This window comes from Vibrio sp. KUL70 (assembly GCF_059725515.1).
Genome location: NZ_AP045835.1, coordinates 712,356 through 731,459 on the forward strand (window position 1 = coordinate 712,356; position 19,104 = coordinate 731,459).

A 19,104-nucleotide genomic window follows, 5' to 3' on the forward strand; every position below is an offset into this window, starting at 1 on the left:
GATGCAACAGCCAATTATCCAAGTTAAAAACGTCGTTAAAGAGTTCACTGTCGGTGGTGGATTGGGTAAAGAAGAGATTTTTAGAGCGCTACACGGAGTTAGCTTTGATCTCTATGCCGGTAAAACCCTAGCGCTGGTGGGCGAATCAGGCTGTGGAAAAAGTACCTGTGCCAGATTGATGACCAAGGTCTACCCCGCGACTGAAGGTGAGATTTTATTTAATGGTCAGGACATTTCTACGCTCAAAAGCCGCAAAGAGGTTCTCGACTACCGCAGCAAGGTACAGATGGTATTTCAAGACCCATTCGGCTCACTCAATCCGACCCATACTATTGAACATCATCTGACTCGCCCACTTAAGATTCATAAACAGGTCGGCTCTAAACAAGCCCTTGAGAGCCGCCTCAAGGAGTTATTAGAACTGGTTGAGCTTCCTATCGAAACCTTAGCTAAGTATCCGCATGAGCTCAGTGGAGGGCAGAGACAGCGTGTGAACCTAGCGAGAGCATTAGGTGTAGGCGCACAAGTCATCTTGGCTGACGAGCCAACCTCAATGCTCGATGTGTCGATACGTTTGGGTGTACTCAATCTCATGCAACGAATGAAGAAAGAACTCGGAATCGGTTTTCTTTATATTACTCATGATCTTGCTACCGCTCACTACATCGCTGAAGAGACCGCCGTCATGTACAAAGGGCAGATCGTCGAGTGGGGCTCAACTCAATCGATCCTCACCAACCCGCAACATCCATACACCAAGCTGATGATCTCAGCCGTACCGGATCCCGATCTTCCATTTGGCGAACTGGTAAAAAATGAACCAAACTATTCGGTAGATGCGGACCTCGTGCGCGAGCGAAGTAGCATTATTCAGCATAAAGTGAATCAAGTTGCTGAAAATCACTATGTAAAACATTGGGATAGTGTTGCATGAATGAACTAGACGCATGGTTAGAGAGCGTTGAAAATTGGTATCGTTCTCGAAAGCATGATCAAGTACATAAACTTGAGAGTCTGATCTTAACGCCTCCAGACGCGATCTGGGGGCCGTTGATCGATGATAAGCAGAGCAAGGCCATTGCATGTTGGCTTGATGGTTGTTTGCGGGTCTATACCCACTACAAGCAATCCACTACCGACCAGTCAGAGAAGGCTTTTCGGTTTGTGATGTTTGCCTACAGCAAACTTCAGGCAGTGTCGATCAACGCAGCAGCTGAAACGGAGCTTCGTGATTGGTGCACTAAACGTATGCAGCATTTGTGCGTGCTCGCGCTTGAATTTGCCAACCAACAACAAGATCCACGATGGCAAAGCGAGTCGGAAAAATTGATCGAATCTCATATCAAGTTCATGACTCACCACCCTCATAACCGTGATCACGTCGGTTATTCCCCCTACCCTCACTGATCGCGGAAAGATGATCAAGGTAATTGACAGGCGTTTCAATCTCACTCTTGATCATGCTTTCGATAATCAAACAAGATCAATTTCGTTGATCGGGAATTTACCTACTGATTCTTAAGCAAAAAAAAGCGAGCTCCAGTGGAACTCGCGAAAAATCTATTCAGTATGATGTAACAAAATATGAGCCAATCTATTAATCATAAGAAAGGACAAAAGGTTGTCTATTCGGGATAAATAGTAACCAGTAGCTGCGTGGCCAATGTCAGTGAATTGTCAGCGTTAGGTGGATTTACCATCAACGCCCAATTAATTTCATTGAACGATTCATAACATCATTGTTTACTCAGCCTTGACCAAACACTCTCAATCCTCGCCAAGCACGAATCTAGTGACCGATAGCCATTTCATCAAGTGCCAAAAAGACGTTTTCGTCTAAATGCCCTTCATGGATCTGTTTACACACTTTGCGTCTTACAGCCAAACCTGAGATCAAACGTTCGATCGATAAATGTTTGTTGGTATCTCGATCGTTGTACAACTCAATCGTGCGACTTAACGTTTCGTACGGAACAACCTCTTCCGCGACTCTTAACCAATCAAGCTTCTCTACGAGCTCTGAGCACTCTTCTTTAATCGAGGCGTGTGAATGTCCTGTCATAGCTGAAAGTGCCGTTATACTGCGTTCTAGAGCCTCTGGAGAGGTATACTTGGAGAGAGTAATGGTAATTTCATCAGCATTGATCTCTACAGAGTGTTTGCGCAGCTTCACTCGACGACCCAATTTGCCTCGTGGAGACGGCGCTTTCCGCTGGATAGGCTCAAACTCACCATCGATTATCTCCGATAGTTCTTCCAGTTTCTGTTTGGAAACCATTTCGTTACGCAGTGGGTTTGGCAGTGTCGGCGCCATATTACGTTTGCCCGCATTGGTGGTACGAGCACGCGAATAACGCAATACTTCCTCAACATTACATTTAATATCAACCTGGTAGTCGACGGTTTTGTCTTTTTCGATCATTGAAGTGATCGTTAGATGGTAACCCCATAAATTGACTAAGAAAGTATCGTTTTGATCGCTTACTTCACCCAACTTTCTTAATTCTCGGATCAAGTCCATTGAAAAACGACGCCAATCGATGTTTCTCGCCAGTTTTTGGTTAAGTTCACTAAGCAACATGCAATCTGAATGACGGCGTGCCATACGGCTTCTGAAGTAAGAGTAGAGCTGGAATACCAAGGTATGCTGTTTCAGGATCTCTGGTGGAAACAGGAAGAAATAGTCTCGAGTAAGCAGCTCTTCGTAAAATGAGGGCTCCCAAACAAGAATGTACAGATTCGGTTTAATACGGATTTCACCGTCAGCGCCTTCTGTTGGTGCTTCTTCTGATGCCGTGATGGTGCGCGCTAGAAAGCGGAATCGGTCACTTTTGAAGCCCTCAGGCATATTCTCACTCAACCAACGGCCTGTTAGCTCATGTAATTGAAAATCAGTGAATTCAATACGATCAATGCTATCGCGAATCGAATCTCGAGCAGGGCCGCTATCCTTCTTACCACGTAAAGAAAGAATATCGGTAATGTATAACGGGGTTTTGTTTGGTGTTAATTTCGCATCAAGATGGTAGTCATCTTGATGGTGATCATGGTACTGCACGGTCAGTGTAAACAAGGCAAAAAGGGTCATGAGATCATCAACAGTCATGATGTTCTTTGATGATCTTGTTTCGATCACAGCGCGTGTTCCAGAGATCGAAACCATCGACTTTTGGTAGCTTTTACGAGTACGTGGTGGCGCTAACGCTTGATCGATAATACCGGCCCAATTCGTTGGAGAGACAATAAACTGATCTGCTTCATCCTTCATGGTTGGTGGCGTATTTAAGCCATGTTCATTCAGTAATCGTTTATTCACTTTTGTTTGAGCCAACGCTTTAGAACGTTTCTGTTTTTCGTTCTGTTTAACGCTTTCAGTCACTAAGCTTGTAGCGCCCAGTACAGAAATTAATTGGTTTGGATTAACAAAGCGATGAAGCATGGTCTTTCCGGCCAAGCCTTCTTCAAAACGCACAGGGATCTGCTTGAATAGACCAATGTTGACGGCTGCTCTTAGTCGTTGCTGAAGAGCAGCACGAGTAACTTGACCATCTGTCGCATCAATGATTTCCGTTGTGGATACATACCCATCTTTACTGCTAAAGCCACGTAGGGATATAAGATTAAGGAGTTCAACAATACTCTTGGTCACCCCTTTAAAATGTTGGTATTGATCTATCCATTCTACTGCGCTTTCTGATACCTCAAATAAATGACCATCTTTGTGGCTTCTCGCCTTAATCAGTAATTTTTCATCTGGTTTCATTTTTGATCCGTATCACACTGGCCGTAATTTCACTATAGTTCCTGAAGAATAAAGAAAAAATGATCATAAATAAAGAGAATTTATTATCTTTTAAATAACTGATCTTTTTGATTAATCTGATCTTAATTGATTAAGTGATCTAATGATCTAGCTACAAATTAATCTGTAAACGATTGAATTTAAAGAGTAAAAATAATTTCCGCTTGAAAGCATGATCATATAGAGCCTGAAAACATGATCAAAGAAACATTGAAAGCATGATCAGTGAATGCCAGAACAATGATCACTAAAGAGATGTAACGATGATCATACTAGCTCTGAAAGCATGATCATTAGCACTCTACAGTTTATCCACAAGTGACGGGCAAACTTTAAACGCAGTATATCGAATGTGGTTGATAATTTGAGTATCTTCACTGGAACGATGATCATGAAAAGGTCTATTTCAAGGCGATTCAGACATAATTGTTGAATGTTTAAACGTATTCCACACGCGAAGCATAAAGAAATGGCCTCATTCTGGTTTGATATTCTTACAGGAAGCATGATCAGGATAGTCAAAGGGATTTTAATTTCAATTATGTGTCGATTGATTTATCGAGTAGAAACATGACATTTGAGCTCAAAGCCCAGTCTATCTACATTCCTCCGTAATTTAGCGTTAAAAATTCATGCTTCCGGAGCTATATACACTTGATCATTTTTCCGTAAATGGATCTTGTGCAAATTCAACTCATGGTGATCCAATGTTTGGTTAATCCCCCTTGATCATGCTTCATAATCTGGAATTTTACGAAAGCATGAAAAAGAACGGACCTTGATCATCGTTCCGATTCTTAAACGTTTCTAAAGTGTAGATACCGCCATCCTGGTCTTAGTTTGTTTTTGATTCGTAATTGTCTATGGTCGATCGAATCAAATGTACTTGTATTTTTTACTACTTATAAACCGCTTTAGTAGAAATCACATTCACCGTAGTTTGTGCTTGAATTTCAATCGTTCCGAGGAAAAACGACCTATTTATCATTTACATTGTAAATTAGTGACAATGTAACAATTTAAATGTACACCTAATCCTTAGCTATCTGATTCTGGATTTTTTCTATCTAATCTGATTTCCTAACATAGAAAACAGTATATTCCATAAATTTTATGTGATTTTACTCATAAATGAATGTTCATGTTTTTGTTGGATTTATTGTTATTTGCTGTACAATCTTAACTAAGTTAACCATAACGGAAATTGGCAATGAAAAGAGAACAAACGATTGATAAGCTCTATCAGCTAGCCGAACAGACTCAACAAGTTCAGGCTGACCGAATTGAGATCATCTTAGAGGAGCGAAGTGATGAACATTTTCCTCCAATGTCTAAGGCGATGATGGAGACACGCTCTGGTCTGACTCGTCGTAAGTTGGATGAAGCGATCACAAAGCTTGAATCTGAAGGTCATCAGTTTACAAAAAATAACGCCAACCACTACTCAATTTCTCTTACCGAAGCACACATGCTAATGGATGCTGCGGGTGTTGCTAAGTTCCACGAACGTAAGAAACACGCAGATAATAAACCTTGGATCATCAACGTTCAGAACCAGAAGGGCGGCACCGGTAAATCAATGACTGCAGTGCATTTGGCGGCGTGTCTATCTCTTAATTTAGACAAACGTTACCGCATCTGTCTGATCGACCTTGACCCACAGGGTTCTTTACGTCTGTTTTTGAACCCACAAATTAGTGGGACAGAGCATGACAGCATCTATTCAGCGGTTGATATCATGTTGGATAACGTTCCTGAAGGGCAAGAAGTTGACTCAGAGTTCCTACATAAGAACGTTTTACTTCCTACGCAATATCCAAATTTGAAGACTGTGTCTGCATTCCCAGAAGACGCAATGTTCAATGCCGAAGCTTGGCAAAGTCTGTCTCAAGATCAGTCTTTAGATATTGTTCGTCTATTAAAAGATAAGTTGATTGACAAAATCGCAGACGACTTCGATGTGATCATGATTGATACTGGTCCTCACGTTGACCCTCTAGTATGGAATGCTATGTACGCATCTAACGCACTATTGATTCCATGTGCTGCAAAACGTCTTGACTGGGCATCAACGGTTAACTTTTTCCAACATCTGCCAACCGTTTACGAAATGTTCCCGGACGACTGGAAGGGGCTCGAGTTCATTCGGTTGATGCCAACAATGTTTGAAGACGACAATAAGAAGCAGGTCTCTGTATTAACAGAGATGAACTACTTATTGAATGACCAAGTTATGATGGCAACCATTCCTCGTAGCCGTGCATTCGAAACTTGTGCAGATACTTACAGCACGGTTTTTGACTTGACGACCAGTGATTTTGAAGGTGGTAAGAAGACACTTGCTGTCGCTCAAGATGCTGTTCAAAAGAGTGCGCTTGAACTAGAGCGAGTATTACATAGCAATTGGCCTTCACTTAATCAGGGATAATCAACATGGCAATTAAAACATCTGATCTAAATGCGAAGCTATTTGGTAAGGCGAATAAGCGCCGAGTAGCGACTCCTCAAGAAGCACAAACGGCAGCAAAAGAGCAGGCCCAAGTTATCGAGTTGGCAGTTGCCGGCGAACAGATGGTTTCGTTTGAGCTAGTACGTATTCCTGCTGAGCAAGTCGAAACCCAGACCGTTGTATTTGAAGAGAACGCTCGTGAGCAGTCTTTCCTAAATGAACATGCACTTTCTGACGTTTTAACTACTCTGAAAGAGCGTGGCCAACAATATCCAGCCGTTGGTCGTAAGAACAAAGATGGCAAGATTGAGGTTTTAGACGGCAGCCGTCGCCGTATGTCTTGTATTCTTGCGAACAAAGAGTTTCTTATCTATGTTGCCGATAACATCAACGGCGAACATGCTAAGTTCCTTTCTGATGTGGCTAATGCACACAAACCGTTGTCTCTTTATGAGAAAGGTAAAGAGATGCAAGCGAAGTTAGATAAAGGCGAAGCTGAAGATCAAAAAGCGTTAGCGAAAATGTTCCAGTGTAGTGAAGCACTGGTGAGCGGTGCTTTAAAGGCTGCATCACTTCCGTTGGAGCTGTTACAAGCATACCCAAATGTGAGCGATTTAGGTCGTCCAACAATCGTTAAACTGCACAAGCAATTTGGCGCTCTTAATGAAGAGCAGAAAAAAAACTTACTAGCCAAATGCGATGCGACAGATGGTTTTGTTTGGCAGCGTAGCGAGGCTCAAGGTGTTACTCGTCTAACCAAAGACGTGACAGAAACACTAGAAAACTGGATTTCTGAACTTGCTCCTGTACCAAACAAAAAGGCGACGCCAAAGGTTGAGCTTGTTAAAGGTCGTGCTTCTTACAGCCGTAAAGGTTCGAACCTCGCATTGAATCTTAAAAAGATTGATGATGCGACTATGGAAGAAATTCTCTCTTTTGTTCAATCTAAGCTGAACTAAGCTCCTCACTTACCGATTAAAAGCCGCTTGATGCGGCTTTTTCTTTACCTGTGATAAACTGTGTTTAGATGAATTTGGACGCAATTTATGACGACTCTCCCTTTCTTAACTCAACTTTCCACAGTAGCCCTAAATAATAACCACCGCTATGGTGTTCTACTTGAAGGCGATCAAGCATGGCAATCTCAACAGCTTGAATCTTATCTGTTTCATTTTGACTGTCCCATCGCTTTTGTTTTGGGTGGACTGAGTGTACCTAACGCGAAAAATATCGCCTTTAATAAAGGCCAACAATTATTGGGGCAAGAGTGCCAAGTACTCATTTGTGATTTTAGCTCTGGATTTGATGCCAATAGTTTTACCGCAGCGTTAGGTGCGTTAGTTGGGGGAGGGGTGTTATTTGTCATCCCACCAGCAAACCACGAAACTACTTTATCGCAAGTTTGGCTGACACGTCAGTTGGATAAGCTGATCTGTTTATCGCAAAGTGCGCTGTCACAAGATTCTGAAATGCCAGCGCTACCTGAAATGATTGTCACACCAAATGGTTTTGATAAGTATGAGCAACAAAAGCTCGCTATAGAAGCGATTGAAAAAGTGATGTTTGGTCATCGCAAGCGCCCACTTGTTTTAACCGCTGACCGTGGCCGTGGTAAAAGCTCCGCGTTAGGTATCGCATCGGCCAATATTATTCAGGCTAAAAAATCTGTAACGATTTTAGTCACTGCACCTAACGTCAAAGCGATACAGCCTTTGTTTGACCATGCGCAGAAACTGCTTCCTAACTCTTCAATGGAGAATCGACATACGCTCGTTCATGAACAAAGCAAAATTGTCTTTGTTGCTCCAGATGAATTACTCAGAACGCAGCCTGCTTGCGACCTGTTGTTTGTCGATGAAGCTGCAGCAATTCCGTTACCCATGTTGAAGCGTATGGTTGAAAGCTATCATCGGATGGTTTTCTCAACCACGGTTCACGGATATGAGGGCAGTGGACGCGGCTTTGGTATCAAGTTTGAAAAATGGTTGTCTGAGCATCGCCCTAATTGGCGCTCGTTTAAACTTGAACAACCAATACGTTGGAATGAGAACGATCCTTTAGAAAGTTGGTTATTTGATACGTTCTTGTTGGATTCTGACATTGAGGCTCTACCAAAGGATGTTGAACTTGATAGGTTGTCTTGGCATCAGTTTGATAAACAAACGTTACTCAGCAATCCTAAAATTCTAGCTCACTGTTTTGGGTTGTTGGTCAGTGCTCATTATCAAACGTCGCCCAATGACTTGACTCAACTTCTAGATAACCCTCAAATGTCGCTGTATGCGCTGTTTTCAGACCAAGATTGCTTGGGGTGCATTCTAACGGCTGAAGAGGGCGGATTGTCACATGAACTCATTCAAGATGTTCAGCTTGGCAAGCGTCGCCCTCGCGGTCATCTTGCTCCAACACTGCTAGCCAACCATTTAGGTCTTGATAAAGCGGCGACTCAAAAAAGTCTTCGAGTGATGAGAATTGCGGTTCATCCTGATATCCAAGGGCGCGGATTAGGACATAGAATGATTGGCCTCTTGGTCGAAGCAAACCGTCACTTCGATTACATAGCAACAAGCTTCGGCGCAACCAGCGAGCTTGTCGATTTCTGGACGAGTAATGATTTTTTCCCTTTGCATCTTGGGCACCAAAGAGATCAATCAAGTGGCTGTCATTCATTACTCATGTGCCGTGCTTTGAACGAACAAAGTCGTCATTGGGTTGAAGAAGGAAATCTTTATTTTAATTCCAGCCTTCGCTATCTGCTATCCACGACATACAGATCACTTGAGCTAGCGATTGTACGCTCGCTGATATCCTCTCAACCGCACCCCAATGTTGTTGCGGATATTAATCCTTTGCTTGGTTATTACGTAGATGGTGGGAACAGCTTTGATAGCATTGGTTTCATGCTAGAGAATTTGATCTATAGCTTGGATAAAGTGCAGTTAGACCGAACGAGTGATTTGCTGCTTTGGAAAGTTGTTCAGAAAAGAACTTGGACAGAGTGCAGTGAGTTAGCCAATCTTGCCGGTCGCAAGCAAACTGAGTCAGCCGTTCGTCGCGATCTTGGATTGCTGCTCTCCAGTTTACAGTGTAAATAGCGCCTCAACTTAAACCACCTCAATTACCGATTTACAGTGTAAAGTGAATGGCAACTCAATTTACACTGTAAAGTCACTTCCTCTAAGTGTACTCATTGTTCTCTTATCTTCTGTTAGCCATTTGAAATTTTCGAAAATTGTACTAGCGACACTGAAATTGGATGTGTTGAACAATAGGGAGAATATCCTGTATGCCAGCACATAATTGGGTTTTGACGATCTCGTCCGGGACAATTTAATGCTTTAAGTCAACAAGTTGCTACTTGATGTTTAGTAGCTCATTACTGAGAAAATGCCCAGTAAAGTGACTTATCCCTTGTTATTGAATAAGGAATATGTTCACAAAATAGTATCTTCTATAAACTGAAATCATACTGTTTTGCTAAGGAAGTGGCAGTCGCATGTGGGACAACATAGTTACATTGTCTGATGATGGAAAAGAGGTGATTGCTCGTTTGCAATCTGGTTTTGTCGTCGACAGCAATTTTGACCAAAAAGAGTTTCCGGCATCATTGAATAAATTGGATGCGAGTCAATTTTATTGTTTAGAAGATGAAGTCATTCGCTTTGTCAATTCAGCAAAAGAGGGCAAAGGCGAAGCATACGAAGGCGTGGCTGTTGCTGAAGTACGCAATGCAAGCATGGTTGTCGAGTTGTCTGACGATGAGATGCTCGCCAGTATTACCGTCACTGGTGCTTATGCCGGAAGAGGGCTAAGAGGTGCTGAGATTGTACATGCACTTGCTCAGGCTCATGTGACTAAAGGCATAAATAAGCTAGCGCTGAAAAAGGTGCTAGTGATGAGCAATAAACTTAAACCGGGAGAGAAGTTTACCCAGGCTGTTGCTCAAGGCAAACAACCCATTAAAGGGAAAGACGCCAAATTCGAAGCACTCGTCCCTGACATTACACATCAAGTCCTTAAGCCACGTAGTAAAGAGTCTGGAAAAATTGATATGCGAGACTTGGGCGCAACCATTACAGTTGGAGAAAATGATCCTGTGATGAGGCGAACGCCAGCAACCAAAGGGACTGCTGGTTTTACTGTTTTAGGAAAACTCCTTCCTCCGCTTCCTGGTAAAGATAGCCTGCTTAAACCCGGTAAAGGAACCACAATCTCCTCAGACGATCCAAATCTTCTGGTCGCCAGCTGTTCAGGGTTGCCACTCATCAAAGAGCGCACCATTGAAGTGGATGAGGCGCTATGTCTAAATAACGTTAGTGTTGCGACAGGGCACATTAAGTTTAAAGGGAATGTTTTTGTCTCAGGCAATATCGATCCTGGAATGGTAGTGAAGGCGACAGGGAGTGTCACGGTAGGGGGATTTATTGAATCCGCTGAAGTGCAAGCGCAAGGTGATATTAAAGTCGCCAAAGGTATCATTGGTCACACGGTTAAGGAGGGTGAGTGCAAAAGCTGTAAAGTGTTAACCAAAGGAGCCATTGAAGCGAGCTACGCCCAGTACTCAGAGCTGCAAGCTGGTACCGATATTAGGCTAACAGTACACAGCATGAGTAATGAAATACGCTGCGGTCGTGACTTGATTATCGTTGATGGAGTGAAGAAGCACGGCACATTGAGTGGCGGAGAAGCCAAAGTCGGTGGCAAGGTCGAGTGTGTCTTCCTTGGCGTTGAGGGCGATACTGCAACCAAGGTTCATTGTTTTGCTCGCTATGACAGCTATAAGCAGAAGATAGGGGAGTTGAGAGACGTTTATAAAGCGGCTCAAGAGAAAACAATGGATGTGATTCGTCAGGAGTTGGAATTCAAAAAGCGACCTAAAGCGGAGCGGACGGACGAAGAGGCGCAGCGTATTGAATCGATGAAAGAGCGCAACAGCCAATCGCTCGAATCTACCAAACAGCAGATTGATAGTCTTGAAGCTGAATTTGATACGCTACTTGAAGAGTGTACTGTCGAGGCGCACGAAAAAGTCTACACCCGTGTGACGATTCAATATGGAGACGAAACTGTAACGACTAAGCGTACTCATGGTGGCAGTGTGTTCTCGTTCAACCAATACGAGATTCAATGTTCGTTCAAGATGGAAAAAGAAGATATTGGCGAGCAGTTGTAGTTGCGTCATTCATTTCCTCTAATCAAAGAACAATAACAATAAAAAAAGGAGCCAATGGCTCCTTTTTACATTTAGGTTGAAAAGTTAACCTTGTTTGGTCTTAGCTAACTGCTCTCACTTTCCCTTGTTTCAGGTCAGACAGAACTTTGGCTTTTGGTCCATCAGCGATGATGCAGCCTTTTTCCATTACTATCACACGGTCTACCACGTCTAACATTGACGTTTTGTGAGTAATCAGGATAAGTGTCTCACTCGGTAGCAACTGATTGAGTTGGTGTTTGATGTGCATTTCAGAACGGTTATCCATCGCACTGGTTGGTTCATCCATGAGCAGCACGGGAGGACGGCCCAAGAAAGCACGAGCGATAGCCACCGCTTGACGTTGGCCCCCTGATAGCAATCCGCCACCTTCACCCACCTGACGTTCTAAGCCAGCAGGATCTTGCTGAGTAAAGTTAGTGACACCTGCTCGGTTGGCTGCGTCCATCACATCACGATCATCCACTAGTGGTCGACCTAGCGTGATATTGTCACGAATAGAGCCATAGAAGAGGTTGCTGTCTTGGGGAACGCACCCTATATTGCGACGTATGTCGACGTGGTGTAACTGGTCGATATCGGTATTATCGATGCGCACGTGGCCCTCTGTAGGCTTGTACAGCCCCATAATCAGACGCTCTAGTGTTGTCTTACCTGAACCAATTCGACCTATGATGGCAACTTTCTCTCCCGGCGAAATGGTTAAACTCAGGTCGCGTACAGATGCGATTGGAGAATCAGGGTAGTGGAAGGTCACTTTATCTAGAGCAATATGGCCTTGAATAATTGGGCGATGGATATAGCGTTTACCTTCTTCCTGTTCGTCAGGCATAGCCATGACTTGTTCGATCAACGTCATCGATGACTTGGCTTGGTTGTAACGAGTGGAAAGAATCGAAAGCTGGACTAACGGACTAATCGCACGGCCACTCAGCATCGTCGCGGCAATCAAACCACCCATGGTGAGATCGCCTTCGGCAATCAAGTACACACCAAAGATGATCATACCTACGTTCGTACTTTGTTGAACGAACCCGGCTGTATTCTGAATACTGTCAGTAATTCTTCGACTCTTGATATTCCAGTTCGCCATGTGAGCAACGGCTTCTTCCCAACGGAATTGAAACTGACTTTGCGCACTGAAGAGTTTAACCGTTTCTAGACCTGCTAAGCTTTCGATAAGGTTTGCATACTTTTGTGAAGCAAGACGTGAGCCTTCTTCGATAGTGCGGCGTAAAGGCCCTTGAATGATGATGGCATAGACAACCAGAATCACGACACCGACAATCGGTACATACACCAGATCTCCAGCCATTAGCCAAATCAGAGTCAGGAACAGAATTGCAAAAGGAAGATCTATCAAAGAGCCAATTGTCGCGGAAGTGAAAAACTCTCGAATCGATTCAAACTCTTGTAAGTTCTTTGCGAAAGCGCCAACTGAAGCCGGTTTCGCTTCCATACGAATCCCCAGAACCTTGCTAAACAGTTTTGAAGAGATAAGAATGTCAGATTTTTTACCGGCAATGTCGATGAAGTAGCTGCGCATTAATTTGAGCAGTAGGTCGAAAGTGAAGACGACAAAGATACCACTCGCCAATACCCAGAGCGTCTCAAAGGCGAGGTTCGGAACCACTTTGTCGTAAACCAAGCGTGTGAACATAGGTGCCGCAATCGCGAACAGGTTGATCAGAATCGAGGCGATCAACACATCACGGTAGATTTTCTTCGACTCCCAGATCGTGCCCCAAAACCAATGACCGTGACGTGTCTTTAGAATCTCAGGTGAGCGTTCGTCGTAACGGAACTGTTTCTTTACTAAGAAGTAGCGTCCAATAAACTGTTCTTTTAGCTCTTCCAACGGAATGAGAATCGGCACCATGCCACTTTCCGCGGTGATGATCTCGGCTTCTTGTTTCTGAAAGTCAATTCGGTTTAGAACACACGCTTCCCCCTGCTTAAGCAGCAGTACCGCAGGTAGAATCAACTCTGGAATACTCTCAAGGTTGGAGCGATTCTCTTTGGCGACTAAACCTGCACGCTCTGCTGAGCGAGGAAATAAAAAAGGGGTAAGTTTACCATCCGCAAGAGGCAGCCCATTGATGAGCGCCTCTGGAGAGTTTGCTAGACCGTAGTATCGGCTGACGTATATCAGCGAATTTAGTAATGGATCTTGCATTAAATAACCACCTTACTACTTATCGACGATGAAGCCTTGGAAAACTTCAACGTAGTTATCTGACAATGTATCAAGCTGCGTTTGAGTCTCGATACGTGAGGCGATGGTGGTGATCCCTAAGTTATGCGCCGTTCTAGAGATCGACGTTAAGGTGAATTTCTGTTTCTCGTCATCCAAATTGTGAGTGTAGAGATAATCCAACTTAACGTAACCAGGCCTGAACTCATTGATGTACTCCAGAGACTGGAAGTTGCGACCGTAATTGTCGACACCAAATACTGCGTTGGTATTACGTATCGCGGTACACAGTAGGGCTGTGTAGTGCGGCTCGTTGACGAAGCAGTTCTCAGGGATTTCAAAATGAAGCATGTGACAGATAGTTGCGTTCTTGCTTAGTGTCTCACCGACCCAACGGATGAAGCTTGGCTCAGAGATACTGCTTGCGGAGATGTTGATCGCCACAGGGGTTGTAATCTCTTTAGCATGTATCTTCTCAATCATTTTCTCGATTACGTACTGATCGAGCTCGTGGCTTGCGCCGAGCTGTTCAAGCGCGAATAGGTATTGAGCCGCGCTGTATCGAACTCCATCTTTTTCAATTGCAGAGAACACCTCTTGGTGGAAGGTCTTGCCGAAACTGTTATTCGCCGCTTGCAGGCGGAAAGTGAAGAGATCATTAATGATTGCTTCTTCAACCAGTGTGCGCCACTGCTGTTTGCCCATCACAGCGCCATGATCATCGGCAGTGATGTAGCCGTAAGCCATTTCACGGTTCGCTTTTGCGACAGAGAGTGCGTTGTCCACCAGCGACATGATCTCTGTACTGGTTTTGTTTTGGCTACTATGAGTGACGCCGAGTGAGATGTTCGCGCGGGCGGTTCCTGTTGGATCGGAACCTAGCCCTTGGACACAGTTAACGATACTGTCTGCGATGAGTTTAAGTTCGCTTTCATCAATGTTCGGCAAGATAAAGCCAAACTCATCTTTTGAAATTCGAGCAATAGTAAGATCTGGTGACGAAATAGAAGATTGTAAGTGCTCGGCGAGATCGTGGACCAACGCATCGCCCTCTTGATAACCCTTATCATCGTACTCGTCAGCAATGAATTGGGCTTGCAAAACAGCCAAGCCACCAACGCTAGATTCCGCCAACCATTGATTAAGTTGAGACATGTAGTACGCACGGTTACCCAGTTGTGATACTGGGTCAATGTAGGCACGTTCACGCAGGCGCTGAGCTTCTTGAGCTTGATTTTTAAAAGCTTGTTCAACTTGAGTCGACATATGGTTGATACCGTCTACGACTAAGATCAGATCTTTTGTTTGTGGCCGTTCAAGTGGTTCGCCAAACTGGTTTTGCGCTATCTGGTTCATTTTGGCGATGATCAAATCCAACGGTTTCAGCGATCGTTTTACGATCCATGAAATAGCCAATAAACCAATGACAAAAATAAGAGCAAAGACAGTCGCCAAGCGGGTAAAAGATTGCCAAAGTTGAGCATAGGCAGGACCTGGGTGGCTGACAATTTCCACTTCTGCCAACTGCATCCAGCCACTGGTAATAACGCGACGGTCATGAATCGGTTCAAACAGATTGAGCGAAGTAAACCAGCTAGGTACATTGCTTGGTTTTACTGGATATGAACGCAGGATGTCGTCACCACTATCGAGGAAGATAAGTCTCACAACAGAATAGGAGCTGCCATCAAACAATGCATTGATGACCGACTCAACCGCGATTGGGTCTTTGTCCTCAAGATAAGGAGCTAGTGCTAAACCAACGGTATTGATGGTATTACTTACCTCTGAACGCTGTTGCGCTTCTAGGTGACCTCGAGTGGTATTAAATTCGATCATAAATACTGACGTCATCAGTAATATAAAGACCGCTACCATCCCGACTACAAGCTGTTTATATAAAGTCATTGTACCTACTCATCGTAATTGATAATGGGTTTGTTTAATTTTAGAGAGCGCTTGCGTGAACGAAGATCGTTCCACAAGCTCAATCTGGATGATTTACCTGCAAGTTGACCGTTTCCTGCTGAAGACTTCATTAGCCATAGGTTTTTACCGTTAAAGCTGTATATCGGCAGCAAGTCTCGACGAGTTGACGCTCGTTTAATTTCTGGATTCAAGTTATCCAAAATGACGGGTTCTGCGCTGGGCGTGGAGTAGTAGGCAAGTACCATGTGAAACTGATTCAGCTCCAACGCTTTTACGTAGACCAGTCTTAACTTTTTGTCGGGAACACCGAGCTCCAATAGCGAGAAGTATTTAGCGATGGTGAAGTCCTCACAGTCGCCTGCATTACTTCCTAGAAATTCGAGTGGCGTAGCCCAGTAATCTTTTTGACCCCAAAGCACGATATCGTCGACAAAGTAGAGCTGGTTGAAGAATCGATTTACCGATTCCAGTTTTTGTGTCTCACTTTGTGTGGCGAACTGAGCAATATTAGACCGCCATGTCTTGACTCGCATAGCGGCCCTTTGCCCATAGGTTTCCGATACCGCACTCACCCAGCGCTGCTCAGTGGTGTTTAACGCAAATGATGCACAGGACACACTCAATGCGAACAACGCAATTGCGAAACGAATTTTCATTAGTGAACAGCCTTTTTACATTGGCAGTCATCTGCGTAGAGAGGGAAAAACATCAAACCCTTACTCTTTTAATGCATTGTTTTGAGCGCTAAGTATTGGCTTCAACATGTAATCTAGAACAGTGCGTTTACCTGTAATGATGTCAACCGATGCTGTCATGCCAGGAATAATCGGCAGCTCTTCGTTGTGTCCAAAGCTGTATTTCTCAGTACGCACACGTACGATGTAAAAACTGTTGCCCTCTTCATCCTGAGTCGTATCTGCACTGATGTGTTCTAGCACGCCTTCAAGACCGCCATATTTAGTGAAGTCATACGCACTGAACTTAACGATGGCTGGCAGCTCTGGGCGTAAAAAAGCGATGTCTTGCGGTGCAATCTTAGCTTCTACAAGCAGTGAATCTTCGGTCGGGACAATCTCTACTATATCCATACCTGGTTGAATAACACCGCCAACAGTATTAATACCTAAAGTCTTAACGGTGCCTGTCACCGGGGAGATAACCACTGTCCGATTGACTCGGTCTTCCAAACCAACGGCGGACTCGGTGAGGGCAGAGAGTTTATCTTGCGCTTGGTTAAGCTTCTCTTGCTGCTCTGAACGGAATTTAAGTGCTGCGTCGACGCGGCTGAGCATCGACTCTTTAATAGCTGAGCGCAGCACAGGGATTTTAAGCTCGCTAGAGGTTAGCTCTCGACGGGTATCATTTACTTGTCGTTGCAGTTTAAGAAGTTCGATACGCGGTACCACACCCTCATCAGCAAGCGGTTTGGTGATATCCAACTCTTTGCGTGCAAAGTTGTAGCTTTGGCGTAGGTTAGCGACACGAGCTCTAACCTCGACTAAGTCTTGCTGCTTTTGCTCGACTTGTTGCTCAAAAACGGAGAGTTGGTTACGCAAGTTATTGAGGTCTTGGCGGTACTCGGCTCTTTGGCGTTGGATTAAGTCAGGTTGTCTTTCAATAAACTGTGGTGGGAACGCCAGCTTACCGTAGTTGAGTGTGACGCTCTTTTTCCAGTTGTCGACAGAGAAGTCTTCATCGATGACTACACTGGTGAGAGACGCCGAAAGCATTAGCACATTTGCTGTGAGGTTAGCCACTTGTTGCTCTCGTTCACGAAAGTCGGAACGAAAACGGGTATCATCGATAAGAAGCAGTTGCTGTCCTTTTTGTACCTGTTGGCCTTCTTTGACAAGGATCTCTTTAACCAAGCCACCTTCAAGGTTTTGTACGACTTGAATTTGAGAAGAGGGGATTACTTTGCCTTGGCCGACCGTGACTTTGTCGACTTCTGCCCAAGAAGCCCATCCAATCGCCGCAACAAAGAACAGAACGATAACCCACAGCATGATGCGCGCGCTGGTTGGTGTATTGAGTAACAGTGCGGCTGTTTTATCATCGACATACTCAAGTTCAGTATCGTTCAGCTTGTTGTAACTTTTTTGGCTCATAACAATCCTTGTCTGCGAAATTTAGTGCAAGCCTATTGAGTGTATTCTTAGTTTTAAGAAATGTTAAGATCTTGTTCCCATAAAGCGTTGTATTTATATATGTTTCATTACTTATCGGTTTTTGAAATCCGTTTTATCTAGTTGGTGTTTACGTAATTTGTCATACAGCGTTTTCCGAGAAACTTGTAACTCTTGTTGAACCTCTTTAAGCATACCCTGGTGGCGATGTAGGGCTTCTATTAAGATAATCTGTTCAAAGTTATCGGTTCGTTCGCTGAGTGAGAGCTGTTTGATCGTCGTATTAGCTGTCTCTTCGTTTGGGCTGCAGTTATCTTGATCTAGCTCCTCTGGCGGCTTTGCTTGAGTGAGTACTCTAAGCTCCGCTTCTTGACGCAGTTGACGCAAATTCTCAGGCCAAGGCTTGGCAATTAACCGCTCAACATCCTGTTTGGTGATGATAGGCGGCGGTAATTGATATCGACTTGCTGCACCTCGCGCGAAATGTTTAAACAGTGAACCGATATCCTCCGGTCTTTCTGTCAGTGGTAGCAGCTCAAACTGACGAAACTCTCCCTTTATTGTAGCGGGTACAGCGGTGGATGCGATAATGATACAAGTTGCATTTGAATTGCACTCATTTTCATGAAGCAGCGTTGATTTTACTTGCTTAAACCACTCCCATTGCTGAGACATTAATACTTCTGTTTCATGGATATAGAGAGTTCCTCCGCGATGTTTGACACACAGCTGTTTGAGAAATTCGCAAAATGTTTCTTGGTCTGACTTTGGTAGGTTGAACGCGGCGATAGGGTAGAGCTCGCCTCTTTGATGGCTGTGTAAATCGTGAGTGTATTGTGCGGTTATGCGTTTCCCCGTTCCTATCTCGCCTTTGAGAATGATGATCGGATCTTTGTTGATGTCGAGTGTGATCAACTCACGTCTTAGCGTCACCATCGATGGAGATTGCCCAATGAGTTTTGGGCCTACATGCGTTTGCATTGCGAGCTCTTTGCGCAGGAGATTATTCTCTTCAACCAGAGCGAGCTTATCTGCGGCTTTATGAATTGCAGCCATTAGAGCATCAACAACGAATGGTTTTTCAAGAAAGTCACATGCTCCTACCTTCATAGCGGTCACCGCGGTTTGTACGTCGCCGTGCCCCGTTAATACAATCACTTGAAAACGAGGGTTGTGTTTTAAAAGTTGCTCAGTGAATTGAATACCGTCCATCACCGGCATATGTATGTCGGTGATGACGACACCCGCTTGGGTTAGTGGGATCTGTTTTAGTGCTTCTACAGCGTTAGGGAAACAGCGAATCTCAATACCTTCAATGAGCATTGCTTGTTCTACCGAATCACGAATCGCGGGTTCGTCGTCAATAAAATAGAGTGCAGGCATGGTTGTCAA

12 protein-coding genes are annotated in these 19,104 nt (G+C 44.2%); 6 read left to right on the top strand and 6 right to left on the bottom strand.

Translation table 11 applies throughout. From position 1 onward, the window contains the following. Position 1: 1 nt before the first annotated feature. Both AC6I7V_RS17275 and AC6I7V_RS17280 read left to right on the top strand, forming a co-directional pair. Positions 2–934, top strand: a complete 933-nt coding sequence (locus tag AC6I7V_RS17275; RefSeq protein WP_498011704.1) for an ATP-binding cassette domain-containing protein — start codon at positions 2–4, stop codon at positions 932–934. Continuing rightward, entirely contained in the window at positions 931–1,407 is a 477-nt protein-coding gene (locus AC6I7V_RS17280) for a transcriptional regulator (RefSeq protein WP_498011705.1), read from the top strand. Before AC6I7V_RS17275 ends, AC6I7V_RS17280 begins: the two co-directional genes overlap by 4 nt. A 382-nt stretch (positions 1,408–1,789) precedes the next feature. Here the strand turns inward: AC6I7V_RS17280 and AC6I7V_RS17285 are convergent, their stop codons facing one another. Next, positions 1,790–3,763 carry a replication initiator protein RctB domain-containing protein gene (locus AC6I7V_RS17285; RefSeq protein ID WP_255232272.1) on the bottom strand — a complete coding sequence of 658 codons (1,974 nt, stop codon included), beginning with the start codon at positions 3,761–3,763 and terminating at the stop codon, positions 1,790–1,792. A 1,249-nt stretch (positions 3,764–5,012) separates the two neighbouring features. On the opposite strand from AC6I7V_RS17285, the gene AC6I7V_RS17290 reads away from it, so the two are divergent. The 4 genes from AC6I7V_RS17290 to AC6I7V_RS17305 all read left to right on the top strand — a co-directional run bounded on the left by AC6I7V_RS17290 (position 5,013) and on the right by AC6I7V_RS17305 (position 11,424). Beyond that, positions 5,013–6,230: a ParA family protein gene (locus tag AC6I7V_RS17290; RefSeq protein WP_498011706.1), complete on the top strand. Its 1,218-nt coding sequence runs from the start codon at positions 5,013–5,015 to the stop codon at positions 6,228–6,230. A gap of 5 nt (positions 6,231–6,235) precedes the next feature. After that, the gene (locus tag AC6I7V_RS17295) at positions 6,236–7,210 is read left to right on the top strand and encodes a ParB/RepB/Spo0J family partition protein (protein ID WP_498011707.1); all 975 of its coding nucleotides are present in this window, start codon (positions 6,236–6,238) and stop codon (positions 7,208–7,210) included. Positions 7,211–7,297: 87 nt separating this feature from the next. After that, positions 7,298–9,346 (top strand): tRNA(Met) cytidine acetyltransferase TmcA, encoded by a 2,049-nt coding sequence (locus tag AC6I7V_RS17300; RefSeq protein WP_498011708.1) that lies wholly within the window; start codon positions 7,298–7,300, stop codon positions 9,344–9,346. Positions 9,347–9,747: 401 nt separating this feature from the next. After that, on the top strand, positions 9,748–11,424 hold the full coding sequence (locus AC6I7V_RS17305; RefSeq protein ID WP_498011709.1) for a flagellar assembly protein A: 1,677 nt from the start codon (positions 9,748–9,750) through the stop codon (positions 11,422–11,424). 100 nt (positions 11,425–11,524) lie between these two features. On the opposite strand, the gene AC6I7V_RS17310 is transcribed toward AC6I7V_RS17305, so the two are convergent. The 5 genes from AC6I7V_RS17310 to AC6I7V_RS17330 all read right to left on the bottom strand — a co-directional run bounded on the left by AC6I7V_RS17310 (position 11,525) and on the right by AC6I7V_RS17330 (position 19,095). Next, positions 11,525–13,639, bottom strand: a complete 2,115-nt coding sequence (locus AC6I7V_RS17310; protein WP_498011710.1) for a type I secretion system permease/ATPase — start codon at positions 13,637–13,639, stop codon at positions 11,525–11,527. 15 nt (positions 13,640–13,654) lie between these two features. Beyond that, complete coding sequence (locus tag AC6I7V_RS17315; RefSeq protein ID WP_498011711.1) at positions 13,655–15,565, bottom strand: bifunctional diguanylate cyclase/phosphodiesterase; 1,911 nt, start codon at positions 15,563–15,565, stop codon at positions 13,655–13,657. A gap of 5 nt (positions 15,566–15,570) precedes the next feature. Beyond that, on the bottom strand, positions 15,571–16,242 hold the full coding sequence (locus AC6I7V_RS17320; protein WP_498011712.1) for a transglutaminase-like cysteine peptidase: 672 nt from the start codon (positions 16,240–16,242) through the stop codon (positions 15,571–15,573). A gap of 60 nt (positions 16,243–16,302) precedes the next feature. Then, a complete protein-coding gene (locus AC6I7V_RS17325; RefSeq protein ID WP_498011713.1) occupies positions 16,303–17,694 on the bottom strand; it encodes an HlyD family type I secretion periplasmic adaptor subunit in 1,392 nt (463 codons plus the stop codon). A gap of 111 nt (positions 17,695–17,805) precedes the next feature. After that, complete coding sequence (locus AC6I7V_RS17330) at positions 17,806–19,095, bottom strand: sigma-54-dependent transcriptional regulator (RefSeq protein WP_255232813.1); 1,290 nt, start codon at positions 19,093–19,095, stop codon at positions 17,806–17,808. Positions 19,096–19,104: the final 9 nt, after the last annotated feature.